Here is a 16923-nt window from a genome sequence, read left to right on the forward strand (position 1 = left end):
AATTCTCAAACGCCCCAGATGGGCAGATAAATTAAGGTATTGAAAAAGGATTAATTTAGCTGAGGCGTTGTGGCCCGGCACGGATGCCGTGAGCCTGGCTAATCCAGGTTGAAATGGAGAATGATGCTGGGGGAACAAACCAGGTTTGTGCCGTCTGGCTCACGGTTACAGGCGGCTGGTTGTCCTGCGTCAGAAGCGCATTAAGCGTATCGAGCAGGGCAAGATGCTGAGCCTGAACCGGCAGCGTTTCTTCCGCAGCAGGCATCGTCTGCGGCGCCATCGCGAACGACAGATGACGGATAACCGTGCGGATGGCGTGTTGCTGCCAGTAATCAACGGAGAAATTTGGACGACGGCTGGCTTCAAGCCATGCGAGGTTAGTAAAGTTAACCCGCGTCGAGAGATCGTGTTTGGTCGTAGTGGAACGTGCTGGCGTCGCCGCTTCCGCGCTGTTGCTGAGCGCAGGCAAGCCGAGACTCGCCGCGACCATCCCTAATAAGAGATGCGGCCAGAAGTAACGTCTGCCAAATTGTCGCCAGCGCGTCAGTATTCCGCTCACCTGCTCCACCACATAAGCCAGCCTGTTACAGGCTGAAGCCAGTTATTCTTTTTTAGCGCCCAGATATTACCACTAAAGCCAATACACAGCAGCAGGAATGACGTCTTGTCGCAGGGAAAAACGGTCAAGAATGCAGCTAACGCACAGATTTTCTGCGCCGGGTAATTTAAGAAAAGAAGCTGGAGTCGCCAAAGAAGGGATAAAAATAAAAACGACTGGTCTTCCTGGTCGGAGAGAGTACCAGGTTAACCAGTCGATTTTTTACGAACGGTATAGACCGTTACGCCAGAACCATGCTTGGTGCTTTGAAGGCCAGCGGCAGTTCAGCTTCGTCTTCAAAGGTCACATATTCCCAGGCTTCCTGTTTTGCCAGGACGGCCTGCAACAGTTTGTTGTTCAGTGCATGACCGGATTTGAACGCGGTAAATGCACCAATGATGTTGTGACCACACATAAACAGGTCGCCGATCGCATCCAGCATTTTGTGACGAACGAATTCATCTTCAAAACGCAGGCCGTCTTCGTTCAGTACGCGATAATCGTCAACAACGATGGCACAATCGAAGCTGCCGCCCAGGCACAGGCCGCGGGACTGCAGATATTCGATATCACGCATGAAGCCAAACGTACGTGCGCGGCTGATCTGACGCATAAACGCATCAGCAGAGAAGTTCATCGCATAGCGCTGGGTGCTGGAGTCAATCGCCGGATGGTTAAAGTCGATGGTAAAGTCCAACGAGAAACCATTGTACGGTTTGAATTCAGCCCACTTGTCGCCATCTTCGACGCGAACGGTCTCTTTGATGCGAACAAATTTCTTCGCGCAGTTCAGTTCTTCGATGCCGGCATCCAGCAACAAATAAACGAACGGAGCAGCACTGCCATCCATAATCGGGATTTCTGGTGCATCGACTTCAACAATAATGTTGTCGATACCCAGACCCGCCAGGGCGGCGTTCAGGTGCTCTACGGTAGAAATCCGCACGTCATGCTCGTTCACCAGACAAGTACAGAGCATAGTATCACGCACAGATTTGGCATCGGCCGGAAAATCTACCGGTGGATTCAAGTCGGTGCGACGATAGATGACCCCGGTATTGGCCGGCGCAGGGCGTAACGTCAGCGTGACTTTCTTGCCGGTATGTAAACCGACACCCGTCGCCTGAACGATACGTTTAAGTGTCCTTTGTTTGATCATCGTATAATCTCGCCAAATTAACTATCCAACCGAGAGTGTATATCACTAACGGTGGGCCAGTTTAGCACAAAGAGCGCAAATCCCCAAATTCCAGCCAATTCTTAGTCAGCTTGCTTACGAAGGAACGCCGGGATGTCCAGATAATCTGGCTCTTTCGCCGTTTGCGGCGTTGGGTCGTTCACTACTTTCGCGGCCGGTTTTTGCTCCTGAGTCAGAGGAGACATACCGTGCTGCTGGTAACGATCCATTACCGGTTGCTGAGTCTGCTTGTTGGTCACGAGGGTGATCTCAGGACGCTTGTCCATACCGATACCGGTCGCAACAACGGTAACACGCAGCTCGTCGTTCATTTCCGGGTCAAGGGAAGTACCGATTACCACGGTCGCGTTGTCAGAGGCGAACGCACGGATGGTGTTACCCACGGTTTCGAACTCATCCAGACGCAGGTCAAAGCCAGCGGTAATGTTGACCAGCACGCCGCGCGCACCAGACAGATCGATATCTTCCAGCAGTGGAGAAGAGATCGCCATTTCAGCCGCTTCTTCCGCACGGTCTTCACCGCTTGCCACGCCAGAGCCCATCATCGCGTAGCCCATTTCAGACATCACGGTGCGAACGTCTGCAAAGTCAACGTTCATCAGGCCAGGACGGGTAATCAGTTCAGCGATACCCTGAACCGCGCCTTTCAGCACGTCGTTTGCTGCACCGAACGCGTCCAGCAGGGAGATACCGCGACCCAGAACTTTCAGCAGCTTGTCGTTCGGGATGGTAATCAGCGAGTCCACATGCTTGGACAACTCGGTGATACCCTGCTCCGCGAAGGCCATACGCTTCTTACCTTCGAAGTTGAAAGGCTTGGTCACGACAGCAACGGTCAGGATACCTAAATCTTTTGCCACTTCAGCCACAACAGGTGCTGCACCGGTACCGGTACCGCCGCCCATACCAGCTGCGATGAAGACCATGTCCGCACCTTCCAGTGCAGCACGCAGGGCTTCACGATCTTCTTCAGCCGCGTTGCGACCGACTTCCGGGTTAGCCCCAGCGCCCAGCCCTTTGGTGATACCACCGCCGATCTGGATAGTCTGGCCTACAGCCGTTTTACGCAGTGCCTGCGCATCGGTGTTAACTGCGAAGAATTCAACACCTTCAATGCGTTCACGCACCATATGCTCTACGGCGTTACCGCCGCCGCCACCGACGCCGATGACTTTAATCACCGCGTCGTTGGTCAGTTCCATAGGTTCAAACATAATTTCTCTCTCCGTTGTGCCTGTCGCCCGAGACCGCTAATTCTCTCCGGTCTCTTAAAAAAATTAAAACTCTTTTCGCAACCAGTTGTTCAGTCGTTTGACCCACGACCCCACTGAGACGCGTTTTTCCACTTCTGCTTCACCACTGAGATGAGATTCCTTCCCGTAGTGGAGCAGGCCCACAGCCGTTGAATAGTACGGCTCCTGAGCATAATCCGTTAAACCGGTAATATTCAGCGGCGCACCAATACGCACCTGCGTATGGAACACGCGCTGAGCACAGGCCGCAAGACCTTCAATTTGCGCTGCACCGCCGGTTAATACAATCCCCGCCGCAAGATGATGCTTAACACCCTGCTGACGAAGCTGTTCCTGAAGCTGTAAAATTTCTTCGTTGACCAGGTTGAGCAGCTCGGTATAGCGCGGCTCAATCACCTCTGCCAACGTCTGGCGCTGCAGGCTACGCGGCGGACGGCCGCCCACGCTTGGCACTTCAACGCTCTCATCTTTGCCAACAATGGAACCCAGCGCACAGCCGTGGCGCACTTTAATCGCTTCTGCATCGCTCGGTGGCGTACCAAAAGCGTAAGCAATATCGCTGGTCACAACGTTCCCTGCATACGGGATCACTTTGGTGTGGCGCAGCGCACCGCCGGTATACACGGCCATGTCCATTGTACCACCACCGATATCGACCACACAGACACCCAGTTCACGTTCGTCTTCGGTCAGCACGGAATAACTTGCCGCCAGACCGGCGAAAATAAGTTGGTCAACTTTCAGGCCACAACGTTCAACGGCTTTTACAATGTTCTTCGCCATATCGTTGTGACATGTGATCAGGTGCACTTTTGCCTGCATACGCACGCCAGACAGACCAACCGGGTTCTTGATCCCTTCCTGGTAGTCGATCGCATATTCCTGCGGGATCACGTGCAGCACGCGATGTTCATCGCGCACGCGCACGGACTTCGCCGTATGCACAACATTCTCAACGTCTTCCTGCGTCACTTCTTCTTCGGAAATCGGCACCATACCGATTTCGTTCTGGCAGCTAATGTGCTTGCCAGAAAGGGCCAGATAGACAGAAGAAATCTGGCAATCTGCCATTAATTCAGCCTGATCGATGGCGCGCTGTACGCATTTCACCACCGACTCAAGGTCGTTTACCCCACCTTTATCCATACCACGGGACGGGCAACTGCCCACGCCAATGATATTGACCATACCGTCGGGCAGAACTTCCCCTACTAAAGCGGCAACCTTCGCGGTGCCAATCTCCAGTCCAACTACCAGTTTTCTGTCCGTCGCCTTGATCATTGTTGTTCTGCCTGTACCTGTGCCTGATTCTGTTGCTGATTAGGTTCCTCGACCGGAGCCGGCTCCCAACCGACTGCTGCGCCTGAGTCATAGCGCAAATCAACGTAGCTTATCCGTTTGCCGTCCGTCTGCGCCTGCTGTTGTAAAACCGGGTAAAGTTCTACAAAACGCGCCAGACGTTTCATTGTGTCGCCGCGTCCCAGGTTTAGCTTTATGCCGTTCGTCAACGTCAACTGCCAGGAGCGGCGCGCCGTCATCGCAGCATCTTTTAACGTAAACCTGTCCTTCGCCAGCACCTGCCCCATTTCACGAAAACCCTGCAATACTTCGTTTTCGCTACCTTCAGGGCCATACAACATCGGTAAATTTTGCTTGTTGACACGATCGCTCGGGACGCTGAAGGAATTTCCGTCTACGTCAACCATGTGCTGATCATTCCAACGCGCAATGGGCACATATTCAACCAGATGAATCTTCAATTCATCAGGCCATTGCTTTCTGACACTCGCCTGTTTTATCCATGGCAGCCGTTCAATCTGGCTCTGGATAATATTGACGTCCTGCGTCATAAAGGTGCCAGGCGATCCCAGCGCCAGAATAGACTGGCGAATATCATCGTTACGCGTGTAGTGACGCTCGCCGGTCACCACCAGCTTTGACAGCGGCAGGCGCTGCGCATCTTCCATCCAGCCCAGCACCATCCAGCCGCTGATAAACACGGTGCACAGCACCCCGAGCAGGAAAATTATCCCTGCAAGACGCGTTCCATTACTCCGGCGTGAAGACGTGTATTCTTCTTCGTCATCGCGGTTGCGCGTGTTCAATGCAGCCTGAGACATATCAGCCCGCCTGGTCCAGAATACGTACGACTAACTGCGAGAAGCTCATTCCCGCCTGACGCGCGGCCATCGGCACAAGGCTGTGGCTGGTCATGCCTGGAGACGTGTTTGCTTCCAGCAGATAAAATTGCCCGTCTTGATCCTGCATCACATCAATGCGCCCCCAGCCGCTGCACCCCAGTACATTCCAGGCTTTAAGCACCAGAGACTGTAATTCGGCTTCACGCTCGGCTTCAAGACCAGATGGACAGAAATATTGCGTCTCGTCAGAGAGATACTTCGCCTCATAATCATAGAAGACGCCAGCAGGTTGGATGCGAATCGACGGTAAAATTTCTTCACCCAGCATTGCGACGGTAAATTCCGGGCCGCTGAGCCATTTTTCAATCAAAACTTCTTCATCATGTTGAAAAGCCAGCGCTAAAGCGGACGCTAAATCGACAGCTTTATCGACCTTTGACATCCCCACGCTCGACCCTTCCCGGCTCGGCTTAACAATAACCGGTAAGCCCAGTGCCGCAATGCGTGCATTAACGCTGTCCGACAGGCCCAATTCAAATTCGCAGCGCGTCAGTGCCACCCACGGCGCAACGGGTAAACCCGCTCCCTGCCAGAGTAACTTACTGCGCAGTTTATCCATAGAAATGGCGGAGGCCATCACGCCGCTGCCGGTGTACGGCAGGCCGATTAAATCCAGAAGTCCCTGCAGCGTTCCGTCTTCACCACCACGACCATGTAACGCGATAAAGACTTTATCGAAGCCCATCGCTTTTAATTGCGTTACGTCGATCTCTTTTGGATCGACCAGGTGCGCGTCTACGCCGCCTTCACGCAAGCCCGCCAGTACGGCTGCGCCGGAATTCAGAGAAACCTCGCGCTCAGCGGAGGTGCCGCCAGACAGGACAGCAATCTTATCAGCCATGATGCTCATCCTCCTGGTTTTGCGGCTTCAGTTTGATTTCAGCTAAGGTACGGGCGATTTTGCCGATATTTCCCGCCCCCTGAATCAGGATCAGATCGTTACCTGTCAGGACCGGTGCCAGAATTTCCGCCACCTGAGCCGGGTCAGAAACCAGAATTGGGTCCACTTTACCGCGCCCGCGGATGGTACGACAAAGGGAACGGCTGTCCGCGCCCGGGATCGGCGTTTCGCCTGCGGCGTAAACATCCAGCATCAGCAGGGTATCGACCTGCGACAGCACGCTGGCAAAATCGTCATACAGATCGCGGGTACGCGTGAAGCGGTGCGGCTGGAAGATCATCACCAGATTTTTCTCCGGCCAGCCCGCGCGTGCGGCTTTGATAGTCGCATCCACTTCGGTCGGATGGTGACCATAGTCGTCCACCAGCATGGCGGTGCCTGGCTTACCGTTCACCGCGTCCAGCGGGAACTCGCCGAGGAAATCGAAGCGACGGCCCGTGCCCTGGAAGCTTTCCAGCGCGCGCAGAATAGCCTCATCATCAATGCCTTCTTCCGTCGCAACGGCCACTGCCGCTGCGGCATTGAGCGCGTTATGGCGCCCTGGCGCATTCAGCGTGACGTGCAGCAGCTCTTTGTCCTGACGCGCCAGGGTGAAATGCCCCTGCGCACCAATCTGCTTGTACTCTTCCACGCGGACGTCAGCATCGTCGCTGAAGCCGTAAGTGGTAATTTGACGCCCGACGCGCGGCAGCAGCTCGCGGATCACCGGGTCGTCCACGCACATCACCGCACGTCCATAGAACGGCAGGTTGTGCAGGAAGTTGATAAAGGTCTGCTTTAAGTTCTCGAAGTCACCCTGGTAGGTATCCATATGGTCAGCTTCGATATTGGTGACAATCGCTACCATCGGCTGCAGGTGCAGGAACGACGCATCGCTCTCATCCGCTTCCGCAATCAGATAACGGCTGTGGCCCAGACGCGCATGTACGCCTGCGGCTTTAACCAGACCGCCGTTGACGAACGTCGGGTCGAGACCCGCTTCCGCATAAATACTGGAAACCATCGCCGTGGTCGTGGTTTTACCGTGGGTCCCGGCAATCGCGATGCCGTGGCGGAAACGCATCAGTTCCGCCAGCATTTCTGCACGGCGGATCACCGGAATGCGCGCTTCGTGCGCGGCAACGATTTCCGGGTTGTCAGAGGAGATGGCGCTTGAGACCACCACCACGCTCGCATCGCGCACGTTTTCCGGGCGATGGTTGAAATAGATAGTCGCCCCAAGCGACGCCAGCTGCTGCGTGACAGGGTTTGGCGCCAGGTCAGACCCGCTGATCTGATAGCCTTCGTTAGCTAACACTTCGGCAATACCGCCCATGCCAGCACCACCGATGCCAACAAAGTGAATGTGCCGGACGCGACGCATCTCGGGCACGATTGAACGCAGTTTTGCCAGTTGTTGTGTATTCATTCTCTAAACGCCATCGACTACTTAAAAAAATCGTGCAGCGCAACACGCGCTGCGAGGGTTAAGCCTGGGCTGCCAGGCTCACTTCTTTTGCCACCCGCTCCGTTGCATCAGGAATGGCCGCCGCACGTGCACGTTGCGCCATCTCCATTAATGTTTCCCGGTTCCAGCCCGCCAGGGTGGTGGCGACCGCATCGGCGGTAAATTGTGGCTGCTCGAATATTTTCGCGGCACCGGCTTTTTCAAGCGGCAGCGCATTCCAGTACTGCTGACGATCTTTGTGCTGGAACGGCACAAACAGAGCCGGTAAACCCGCGGCGGCAATTTCACTCACCGTTAATGCACCGGAGCGACAGACCACGACATCGGCCCAGGCGTACGCTGCCGCCATATCGTCGATAAACTCTGTGACTTTATGCTGCGGCTGCCCTGCCCCGGCATAAGCCTGTTCAACGGTCTGCTGCGCGCCTTTTCCGCTTTGATGCCAGATGGTCACGGTATCGCCCAGCTTTGCGGCAACCTGCGGCATAGTCTGGTTTAAGACACGCGCCCCCTGAGAGCCGCCGACGACCAGTATACGAACCGGCCCTTCACGGCCCGTCAGGCGAGCGTCCGGTAGCGGCAGCGCCAGCACGTCCATACGCACCGGGTTACCCACCACGTCCGCTTTCGGAAACGCGCCGGGAAACGCCTGCATCACTTTGGTGGCGATTTTCGCCAGCCACTTGTTGGTCAGACCGGCGATACCGTTCTGCTCATGCAGCACAACGGGAATGCCTAATGACCACGCGGCCAGCCCGCCGGGGCCAGAAACATAGCCGCCCATGCCCAGCACCACATCGGGCTTAAAGCGCTTCATGATGGTGCGCGCCTGACGCCAGGCGTTAAAAATACGCACCGGCGCCATCAGCATGGCCTTGAGGCCCTTGCCGCGCAGGCCGGAAATACGAATAAAGTCGATCTCGATACCGTGCTTCGGCACCAGGTCGGCCTCCATGCGGTCTGCGGTTCCCAGCCAGCGTACTTGCCAGCCCTGCTCCATTAAATGGTGCGCAACCGCCAGCCCCGGGAACACGTGTCCGCCGGTACCGCCTGCCATCACCATTAACCGCTTCGGTTGATTCATCGTGAACCTCGTGTAAACGCCTGGGCTTTCTCCAGACGCGTCTCATAATCTATACGTAACAAAAACATAATGGCCGTCGACATGATCAACAGGCTCGAACCACCATAGCTGATCAGCGGCAACGTCAGACCTTTGGTCGGCAGCATACCTGCTGCGGCCCCGACGTTAACCAGCGCCTGGAAGCTAAACCAGATACCAATTGAGCAGGCTAAGAAGCCCGAGAAGCGGTGATCGATCTCCAGCGCTTTTCGGCCAATCGACATGGCGCGGAAAGCGACGAAGAATACCATTAAAAGCGCTAATACCACACCGATATAACCCAGTTCTTCCCCAATAATGGAGAAGATGAAGTCGGTGTGTGCTTCCGGTAAATACTCCAGTTTCTGTACCGAGTTGCCCAGACCTTGCCCCCAGACCTCACCGCGACCAAAGGCCATCAGCGACTGCGTCAGCTGATAACCGCTGCCGAAGGGATCTTCCCACGGGTTCCAGAATGAGGTCACGCGTCGGATACGGTAAGGCTCGGCGAGGATCAGCAGCACTACCGCTGAAATCCCCATCCCGATAATGGCGATGAACTGCCACAGCTTGGCCCCTGCCAGGAACAGCATCGCCAGCGTGGTAACAAACAGTACGACAACGGTACCGAGGTCAGGTTGCGCCAGCAGCAGGATCGCGAGCACCAGAATCACGCCCATCGGTTTTAAGAAGCCGCGAAGGTTGTTACGCACTTCATCAACCTTACGGACCAGGTAGTTCGCCAGATAGCAGAACAACGAAAGCTTGGTAAATTCCGCTGGCTGAATACGCAGCGGCCCGAAGGCGATCCAGCGCGATGCCCCGTTAACGGAGCTCCCGACAACCAGCACGATCAGCAGCATGATAATGGAGGCGATCAGCATCGCGGTGCTGTGCCGCTGCCAGAACGCCATCGGCAGACGAAGCGTCACCATTGCCAGGCAAAACGCCAGAATGATGTACAACCCGTCACGCTTGGCGAACAGGAAGGGATCGTTCGCCAGACGCTGTCCAACAGGCATGGAAGCCGAGGTCACCATGATAAAGCCGATCGCCGCCAGCCCCAGCGTCAGCCAGAACAGGGTGCGGTCGTACATAATCAGGCTATCGGAATCTTTATCCCGTGAAGCCATCACCCAGCCTTTCAGTGCCGCAAACAGCCACATCAGGATCCCAAATCCTGGCAGGCGCGGCATTTTCAGGCGAGGGAGAGATAAACGCATCAGCCTAACTCCTTCGCAAGGCGGGTAAAGACATCGCCACGCTGTTCAAAATTCTTAAACTGATCGAGGCTGGCGCAGGCCGGAGAGAGCAGAACCATGTCGCCAGGCTGCACGCGCGGGGCGATCAGGCGCATCGCCTGCTCCATCGTTTCAGTTTGCTCGGCAATTTCCGGGCGTAGCTCAGCCAGCTCGCTGCCGTCACGGCCAAAGCAGTACAGGCGGATGTTATCGCCGGTGAGGTATTGCTTCAGGGAGGAGAAATCAGCGGATTTACCGTCACCGCCCAACAGAAGATGCAGGGTACCGTCAACGTGCAGGCCGTTCAGCGCGGCCTCCGTGCTTCCCACGTTGGTTGCTTTGGAGTCGTTAATCCAGCGCACGCCGTTATGCTCCAGCGCCAGCTGGAAGCGGTGCGCCAGGCCAGTAAACGTGGTCAACGCTTTCAGGCTGGAGGAGCGCGGCAGCCCTACGGCATCCGCCAGCGCCAGCGCCGCCAGGGCATTGGTGTAATTGTGCTGGCCGGAAAGCTTCATCTCCTTCACGTTCAGCACTTTCTCGCCTTTCACGCGCAGCCAGGTTTCGCCCAGCTGACGGTTCAGGTGGTAATCCCCCATGGTGATACCAAAGCTGATGCAGCGCTCGTCCGCGCCGCGCACCGGCATAGTCAGCGCGTCGTCGGCGTTAACCACGCAGACTTTGGCATTTTCGTAAACGCGCAGCTTGGCCGCGCGATACTGCTGCAGACCAAATGGATACCGGTCCATATGATCTTCCGTCACGTTGAGGATCGTTGCAGCGGCGGCATGCAGGCTGGAGGTGGTTTCAAGCTGGAAGCTGGAGAGTTCCAGCACGTATAGCTCGCAGCCTTTGTCCAGCAGCATCAGCGCTGGTAAACCAATGTTGCCGCCAACGCCGACATTTTTCCCCGCTGCTTTCGCCATTTCACCCACCAGAGTGGTGACGGTACTTTTGCCGTTGGAACCGGTAATCGCGATAACGGGTGCCTGCGCTTCGCGGCAGAACAGCTCGATATCGCCAACAATTTCAACGCCCGCATCCGCAGCGGCGCTCAGCGAAGGGTGCGCCAGCGCCATACCGGGGCTGGCAACAATCAGATCGGCTGCCAGCAGCCAGTCATCATTCAGACCACCAAGGTGGCGTTCAACCTGTTCTGGCAGCTTGTCCAGACCCGGCGGAGAGACACGCGTATCCATCACGCGCGGCGTCACGCCACGCGCAAGGAAAAAGTCCACGCAGGAGAGGCCAGTGAGGCCTAACCCGATGATAACGACTTTTTTGCCCTGGTAATCTGCCATGATTAACGTACCTTCAGCGTTGCCAGGCCAATCAGCACCAGCATCAGCGAAATAATCCAGAAGCGCACGATCACGCGCGGCTCCGGCCAGCCTTTCAGTTCATAGTGGTGGTGGATCGGCGCCATACGGAAGATGCGCTGACCGCGCAGCTTGAAGGAACCAACCTGCAAAATCACCGACAGGGTTTCAACCACAAACACGCCGCCCATGATCACCAGCAGGAATTCCTGACGCAGCAGCACGGCGATAATGCCGAGCGCGCCGCCCAGCGCCAGAGAACCGACGTCGCCCATAAAGACCTGCGCAGGATAGGTGTTGAACCACAGGAAGCCCAGCCCCGCGCCGACAATCGCCGTACAGACGATAACCAGCTCACCCGCATGACGCAGATAAGGAATGTGCAGGTAGTTCGCAAAGTTCATGTTACCGGTCGCCCACGCCACCAGCGCAAAGCCGGCCGCCACGAAGACGGTAGGCATAATCGCCAGACCATCCAGACCATCGGTAAGGTTAACGGCGTTCCCGGTGCCGACAATCACAAAGTAGGCCAGCAGGATGTAGAACAGCCCCAGCTGAGGCATCACGTCTTTAAAGAACGGCACCACCAGTTCGGTGGCGGGCGTGTCTTTTCCTGCCAGATACAGCGCGAAGGCGACGCCCAGCGCGATCACCGACATCCAGAAATACTTCCAGCGGGCAATCAGGCCCTTGGTATCTTTGCGAACGACTTTGCGGTAATCATCCACAAACCCGATGATGCCGTAGCCCACCAGTACGGTCAGAACGCACCAGACGTACGGGTTAGACGGATAGGCCCACAGCAGTACGGAAACGACGATCGCGGTCAGGATCATGATCCCGCCCATGGTCGGCGTACCGCGCTTGCTGAAGTGCGACTCCGGACCGTCGTTACGCACAACCTGACCGAAAGAGAGTTTTTGCAGACGGGCAATCATGCGTGGGCCCATCCACAATGAGATGAACAGCGCAGTCAGCAGGCTGACGATGGCGCGAAACGTCAGATAGGAAAAGACGTTAAAGCCTGAATAATATTTGACCAAATGTTCGGCCAGCCAAACTAACATGTCCCGTTCTCCTGTAATGCGTGCACAACCTCTTCCATGGCGGCACTACGTGAACCTTTCACTAACACTGTCACAATTTGTTTTTCTGTAATCAACGCTTTAAGGCGCTCTATCAACGCGGTTTTGTCAGCGAAATGTTCGCCAACGCCGCTGGCCTGGCTAATCGCCTGGCTCAGTTTTCCTGCGCTCAGCACGCAGTCCAGCCCCACCGCTTTCGCCGCTTCTCCCACCTGGGTATGGCAGGCTTCGCTTTCGTCGCCCAGCTCTGCCATATCGCCAACCACCATGATGCGGTAGCCCGGCATTTCAGATAACACCTGCACCGCTGCCGTCATTGAGCCGACGTTGGCGTTGTAGGAGTCATCCAGCAGCAGCTTGTTCTCCGAAAGCTGTATCGGGAACAGACGCCCCGGCACGGCTTTCAGGTTCGCCAGACCTGCTTTGATCGCATCATGCGATGCACCTACCGCCATGGACAACGCCGCAGCCGCAAGCGCGTTGGCAATGTTATGGCGACCCGGCAGCGGCAGCAGCACCTCAACGCCACCCGTTGGGGTTGTCAGCGTGAATTCCGTGCCATGCGACGTCACATGGATATTGGTCGCGGTAAAATCACTGTTGGCTGCGTTCGGCGAGAAACGCCAGGTTTTACGCGAACCAATGATGCTCTGCCAGTTCAGCCAGTCGTTGTTGTCGGCGTTCAGAATGGCAATACCGTCATCCGGCAGGCCGGTGTAAATCTCACCTTTGGCTTTCGCCACGCCTTCCAGTGAGCCAAAGCCTTCCAGATGCGCAGCCGCGAGGTTATTCACCAGCGCCGCTTCCGGGCGAGTCAGGCTTACAGTCCAGGCGATTTCGCCCTGGTGGTTTGCCCCTAACTCAATCACCGCATAGTCATGCTCTTTGGTCAGGCGAAGTAATGTCATCGGCACGCCGATGTCATTATTGAGGTTGCCCGCGGTATAAAGCGTGTTACCACACTGGCTGAGAATGGCTGCCGTCATCTCTTTTACTGACGTTTTGCCTGATGACCCGGTCAGCGCGACGACGCGAGCAGATACCTGCTGACGCACCCAGGCGGCCAGTTCACCGAACGCAAGACGCGTATCTTTCACCACAATCTGCGGCAGATCGATGTCGAGCCTGCGGCTGACCAGCAGCGCGCCCGCGCCATTCTCTTTGGCCTGTCCGGCAAAATCATGCGCATCAAAACGCTCGCCTTTCAGCGCCACAAACAGACAGCCCGCGGTCACTTTGCGCGTATCGGTCGTGACGGCGTCAATGGTCAGATCCTGACCCAGCAGTTCACCGTGCAGCACGGCAGCGGCCTGGCTTAAGGTGATGCTAATCATGCGACGACTCCCAGCAGACGCGCTGCCGTTACGCGGTCGGAGTAATCCAGACGACGGTTGCCAACAATCTGATAATCTTCATGACCCTTACCGGCCAGCAGAACCACGTCGTTTTCTTTTGCCTGCATGATGGTGTTCGTCACGGCTTCCGCGCGGCCTTCCACCACGCGAGCGCGGCCCGCGTCCAGCATGCCCGCCAGAATGTCGTTGATGATGGCGCGCGGCTCTTCCGTACGCGGGTTGTCATCGGTGACTACCGGAATATCTGCGAACTGCTCGGCAATAGCCCCCATCAGCGGGCGTTTGCCTTTATCGCGATCGCCGCCGCAGCCAAACACGCACCAGAGCTTACCGGTGCAGTGCAGACGCGCCGCTTCCAGCGCTTTTTCCAGCGCATCCGGCGTGTGGGCGTAATCGACCACCACGGTCGGTTTGCCCGGCGCGCTAAACACTTCCATACGGCCACAAACCGGCTGCAGACGCACTGACATTTTCAGCAGTTCGTCCATCGGGTACCCCAGCGCCAGCAGCGTCGCCAGCGCCAGCAGCAGGTTGCTGACGTTAAAAGCGCCCATCAGACGGCTTTCGATTTCGCCTTCACCCCACGAAGAGGTAAAGCGAATTGTCGCCCCGCTATCGTGATAATTCACCGCAATCGCCTTCAGCCAGCGGCCGTGGCAGTTCGGATTGATATGGTCTTCCATCGACACCGCTACCGCGTCCGGCAGCTTCGCCAGCCAGCGGCGGCCCACTTCGTCGTCGGCGTTGATGATGGCTTGTCCGTAATGGTGAGTGGAGAACAGCAGCCATTTCGCGGCTTCGTACTGTTCCATATCACCATGATAATCAAGATGATCGCGGCTCAGGTTGGTAAACACGGAAGCCGCAAATTTCAGCGCTGCCACACGGTGCTGTACCAGGCCGTGCGAGGAAACTTCCATCGCGGCAAAGGTTGCCCCCTGCCCTGCCAGACCGGCAAGCACGTGCTGTACGTCAACCGCGGAGCCTGTGGTGTTTTCCGTCGGGCTCACTTTGCCCAGCAGGCCGTTACCCACGGTGCCCATCACCGCACCGGTTTCGCCCAACAGCTGCGCCCACTGCGCCATCAGCTGGGTCGTGGTCGTTTTTCCGTTTGTGCCCGTCACGCCAACCAGCCGCAGCTGGTCAGAAGGTTCATGATAAAAACGTCCTGCCAGCGCAGAGAGACGCTCATTCAGCTGGCTGAGATAGATAACCGGCACACCGTGCATTTCACGGACCTCACCGTCGGTTGCCTCGTCTTTGGCCTCAGCAATAATGGCAGCAACACCTTGCGCAATCGCCTGCGGGATATAACGACGCCCGTCCGCCTGATGACCGACCACCGCCACAAAAAGATCGCCAGAAGCAGCCACGCGGCTGTCCAGTACCATCTCTCGTAGTGCTCGCGCAGGTAGCATAGGCACCCACGGAGCGAGAAGGTCGCGCAAATTACGATCTGCCACCTGTACCCTCGCCTTGATTAATTACAAATTCACTTTTTTCGCCCGTCGCCAGCGCATCCGGTTCGATGTTCATGGTGCGCAGTACGCCGCCCATGATGGCCCCGAACACAGGCGCGGAGACGGCGCCGCCGTAGTATTTACCCGCTTGTGGGTCGTTAATCACGACCACCAGCGCAAAACGCGGATTGCTTGCAGGCGCAACGCCTGCGGTATAGGCAATGTATTTGTTGATGTAGCGGCCGTCTGGCCCCACTTTTTTCGCCGTACCGGTTTTAATGGCGATGCGGTAGCCTTTGATGGCCGCCTTCACGCCGCCGCCGCCCGGCAGCGCCACGCTTTCCATCATGTGCACAACGGTACGAACGATAGATTCCGGGAAGATACGCTCGCCCGGAACCGGTGGATCAACTTTGGTAATCGACAGCGGGCGATAAACGCCATAGCTGCCAATCGTTGCGTAGACTCGCGCTAACTGTAACGGAGTTACCATTAGCCCGTAGCCGAAAGAGAAGGTGGCCCTCTCTATGTCAGACCACCGTTGTTTTTGAGGATATAAGCCACTGCGTTCTCCGACCAACCCCAAATTGGTCGCCTTTCCTAGCCCAAAACGTGAGTAAGTCTCTACTAACGCTGAGGACGGCATCGCTAACGCCAGCTTTGAAACACCGACGTTACTCGACTTCTGTAACACCCCGGTCAGGGTCAATTCGCTGTAGCGCGCCACGTCTTTAATTTCGTGGCCGTTGATACGGTAAGGGATGGTATTAAGAACCGTGTTTTCATTGACGATACCGCGCTGAAGCGCTGTCATCACCACCATCGGTTTCACCGTGGAGCCGGGTTCGAACACGTCGGTGATCGCCCGGTTACGCATCGCATCTTTTGCGGTGCCGGTAAAATTATTCGGGTTGTAGGACGGGCTGTTGGCCATCGCCAGCACTTCGCCGGTGCTGACGTCTACCAATACGGCGCTGCCAGACTCGGCCTTGTTGAAGGCCACGGCGTTGTTCAGCTCGCGGTAGACCAGCGCCTGCAGGCGCTCGTCGATACTCAGCGCCAGGTTGTGCGCTGCCTGGCTGTCAGTGGAAGAGATATCCTCAATGACGCGTCCGTAGCGGTCTTTACGTACGATACGCTCGCCAGGCTGGCCGGTGAGCCACTTATCGAAGCTTTTTTCAACGCCCTCAATCCCCTGGCTGTCGACGTTGGTGAAACCGATGAGGTGAGCGGTTACTTCGCCTGAAGGATAATACCGACGGGATTCCTCACGCAGATGTATGCCCGGCAGCTTCAGTTTACGGATGTAGTCCGCCATGTCAGGGTTAACCTGACGCGCCAGATAGATAAAACGCCCTTTCGGGTTGGCGTTGACGCGGGAGGCTAGCTGATCGAGCGGCATTTTCAGTGCATCAGACAGCGCTTTCCAGCGGTTATCAAGCGTAATGCCACCGGCATCGTGCAGTTCTTTCGGGTCGGCCCAGATCGCTTTTACCGGCACGCTCACCGCCAGCGGGCGACCGGAACGGTCAGTGATCATTCCGCGAGAAGTCGACACTTCCTGAACGCGAAGGGAGCGCATATCCCCCTGGCGTACCAGCATGTCAGGGGCGATGATTTGCAACCACGCCACGCGTCCCAGCAGAAAACCCAGCGCCAGTAAAATGCAGCCGCAAAGCAACGCAAAACGCCAACTGATAAAGTTGGCCTGTTCTTCCTGACGTTTTGGTTTGAGCGTTTTTGCCGCTGCTTTCATGCGTCGCGTG

General features: G+C 56.5%; 14 protein-coding genes. All 14 read right to left on the reverse strand.

Going from position 1 to position 16923, the window contains the following annotated elements:
- Window positions 1-55: 55 nt before the first annotated feature.
- The 14 genes from secM to ftsI all read right to left on the reverse strand — a co-directional run bounded on the left by secM (window position 56) and on the right by ftsI (window position 16913).
- Window positions 56-559, reverse strand: a complete 504-nt coding sequence (secM, locus tag D5066_RS11745) for a secA translation cis-regulator SecM (RefSeq protein ID WP_080328723.1) — start codon at window positions 557-559, stop codon at window positions 56-58.
- A gap of 280 nt (window positions 560-839) precedes the next feature.
- Window positions 840-1757 (reverse strand): UDP-3-O-acyl-N-acetylglucosamine deacetylase, encoded by a 918-nt coding sequence (gene lpxC / locus D5066_RS11750; protein WP_008501977.1) that lies wholly within the window; start codon window positions 1755-1757, stop codon window positions 840-842.
- A gap of 101 nt (window positions 1758-1858) precedes the next feature.
- Window positions 1859-3010: a cell division protein FtsZ gene (gene ftsZ, locus D5066_RS11755; protein ID WP_008501978.1), complete on the reverse strand. Its 1152-nt coding sequence runs from the start codon at window positions 3008-3010 to the stop codon at window positions 1859-1861.
- 63 nt (window positions 3011-3073) lie between these two features.
- Window positions 3074-4330 carry a cell division protein FtsA gene (gene ftsA / locus D5066_RS11760; RefSeq protein WP_006173845.1) on the reverse strand — a complete coding sequence of 419 codons (1257 nt, stop codon included), beginning with the start codon at window positions 4328-4330 and terminating at the stop codon, window positions 3074-3076.
- Window positions 4327-5169: a cell division protein FtsQ gene (ftsQ, locus tag D5066_RS11765; RefSeq protein WP_116342512.1), complete on the reverse strand. Its 843-nt coding sequence runs from the start codon at window positions 5167-5169 to the stop codon at window positions 4327-4329. Before ftsQ ends, ftsA begins: the two co-directional genes overlap by 4 nt.
- 1 nt (window position 5170) lies before the next feature.
- The gene (locus tag D5066_RS11770; RefSeq protein WP_119916036.1) at window positions 5171-6091 is read right to left on the reverse strand and encodes a D-alanine--D-alanine ligase; all 921 of its coding nucleotides are present in this window, start codon (window positions 6089-6091) and stop codon (window positions 5171-5173) included.
- Window positions 6084-7559, reverse strand: coding sequence for a UDP-N-acetylmuramate--L-alanine ligase (murC, locus tag D5066_RS11775; protein WP_119916037.1), 1476 nt, complete (start codon window positions 7557-7559; stop codon window positions 6084-6086). Before murC ends, D5066_RS11770 begins: the two co-directional genes overlap by 8 nt.
- A gap of 58 nt (window positions 7560-7617) precedes the next feature.
- Window positions 7618-8682: an undecaprenyldiphospho-muramoylpentapeptide beta-N-acetylglucosaminyltransferase gene (gene murG, locus D5066_RS11780; RefSeq protein WP_119916038.1), complete on the reverse strand. Its 1065-nt coding sequence runs from the start codon at window positions 8680-8682 to the stop codon at window positions 7618-7620.
- Entirely contained in the window at window positions 8679-9923 is a 1245-nt protein-coding gene (ftsW, locus tag D5066_RS11785; protein WP_119916039.1) for a cell division protein FtsW, read from the reverse strand. The genes murG and ftsW overlap by 4 nt, the downstream gene beginning before the upstream one ends.
- Window positions 9923-11239, reverse strand: coding sequence for a UDP-N-acetylmuramoyl-L-alanine--D-glutamate ligase (gene murD / locus D5066_RS11790; protein WP_119916040.1), 1317 nt, complete (start codon window positions 11237-11239; stop codon window positions 9923-9925). Before murD ends, ftsW begins: the two co-directional genes overlap by 1 nt.
- Window positions 11240-11241: 2 nt before the next feature.
- Window positions 11242-12324: a phospho-N-acetylmuramoyl-pentapeptide-transferase gene (gene mraY / locus D5066_RS11795; protein WP_008501985.1), complete on the reverse strand. Its 1083-nt coding sequence runs from the start codon at window positions 12322-12324 to the stop codon at window positions 11242-11244.
- Window positions 12318-13676, reverse strand: coding sequence for a UDP-N-acetylmuramoyl-tripeptide--D-alanyl-D-alanine ligase (murF, locus tag D5066_RS11800; RefSeq protein WP_119916041.1), 1359 nt, complete (start codon window positions 13674-13676; stop codon window positions 12318-12320). Before murF ends, mraY begins: the two co-directional genes overlap by 7 nt.
- On the reverse strand, window positions 13673-15160 hold the full coding sequence (murE, locus tag D5066_RS11805; protein ID WP_119916042.1) for a UDP-N-acetylmuramoyl-L-alanyl-D-glutamate--2,6-diaminopimelate ligase: 1488 nt from the start codon (window positions 15158-15160) through the stop codon (window positions 13673-13675). The genes murF and murE overlap by 4 nt, the downstream gene beginning before the upstream one ends.
- Window positions 15147-16913: a peptidoglycan DD-transpeptidase PBP3 gene (gene ftsI, locus D5066_RS11810; RefSeq protein WP_080328694.1), complete on the reverse strand. Its 1767-nt coding sequence runs from the start codon at window positions 16911-16913 to the stop codon at window positions 15147-15149. Before ftsI ends, murE begins: the two co-directional genes overlap by 14 nt.
- Between the last annotated feature and the right edge of the window lie 10 nt (window positions 16914-16923).

It is taken from the genome of Enterobacter chuandaensis (assembly GCF_003594915.1).
GTDB classification, from domain to species: Bacteria; Pseudomonadota; Gammaproteobacteria; order Enterobacterales; family Enterobacteriaceae; genus Enterobacter; species Enterobacter chuandaensis.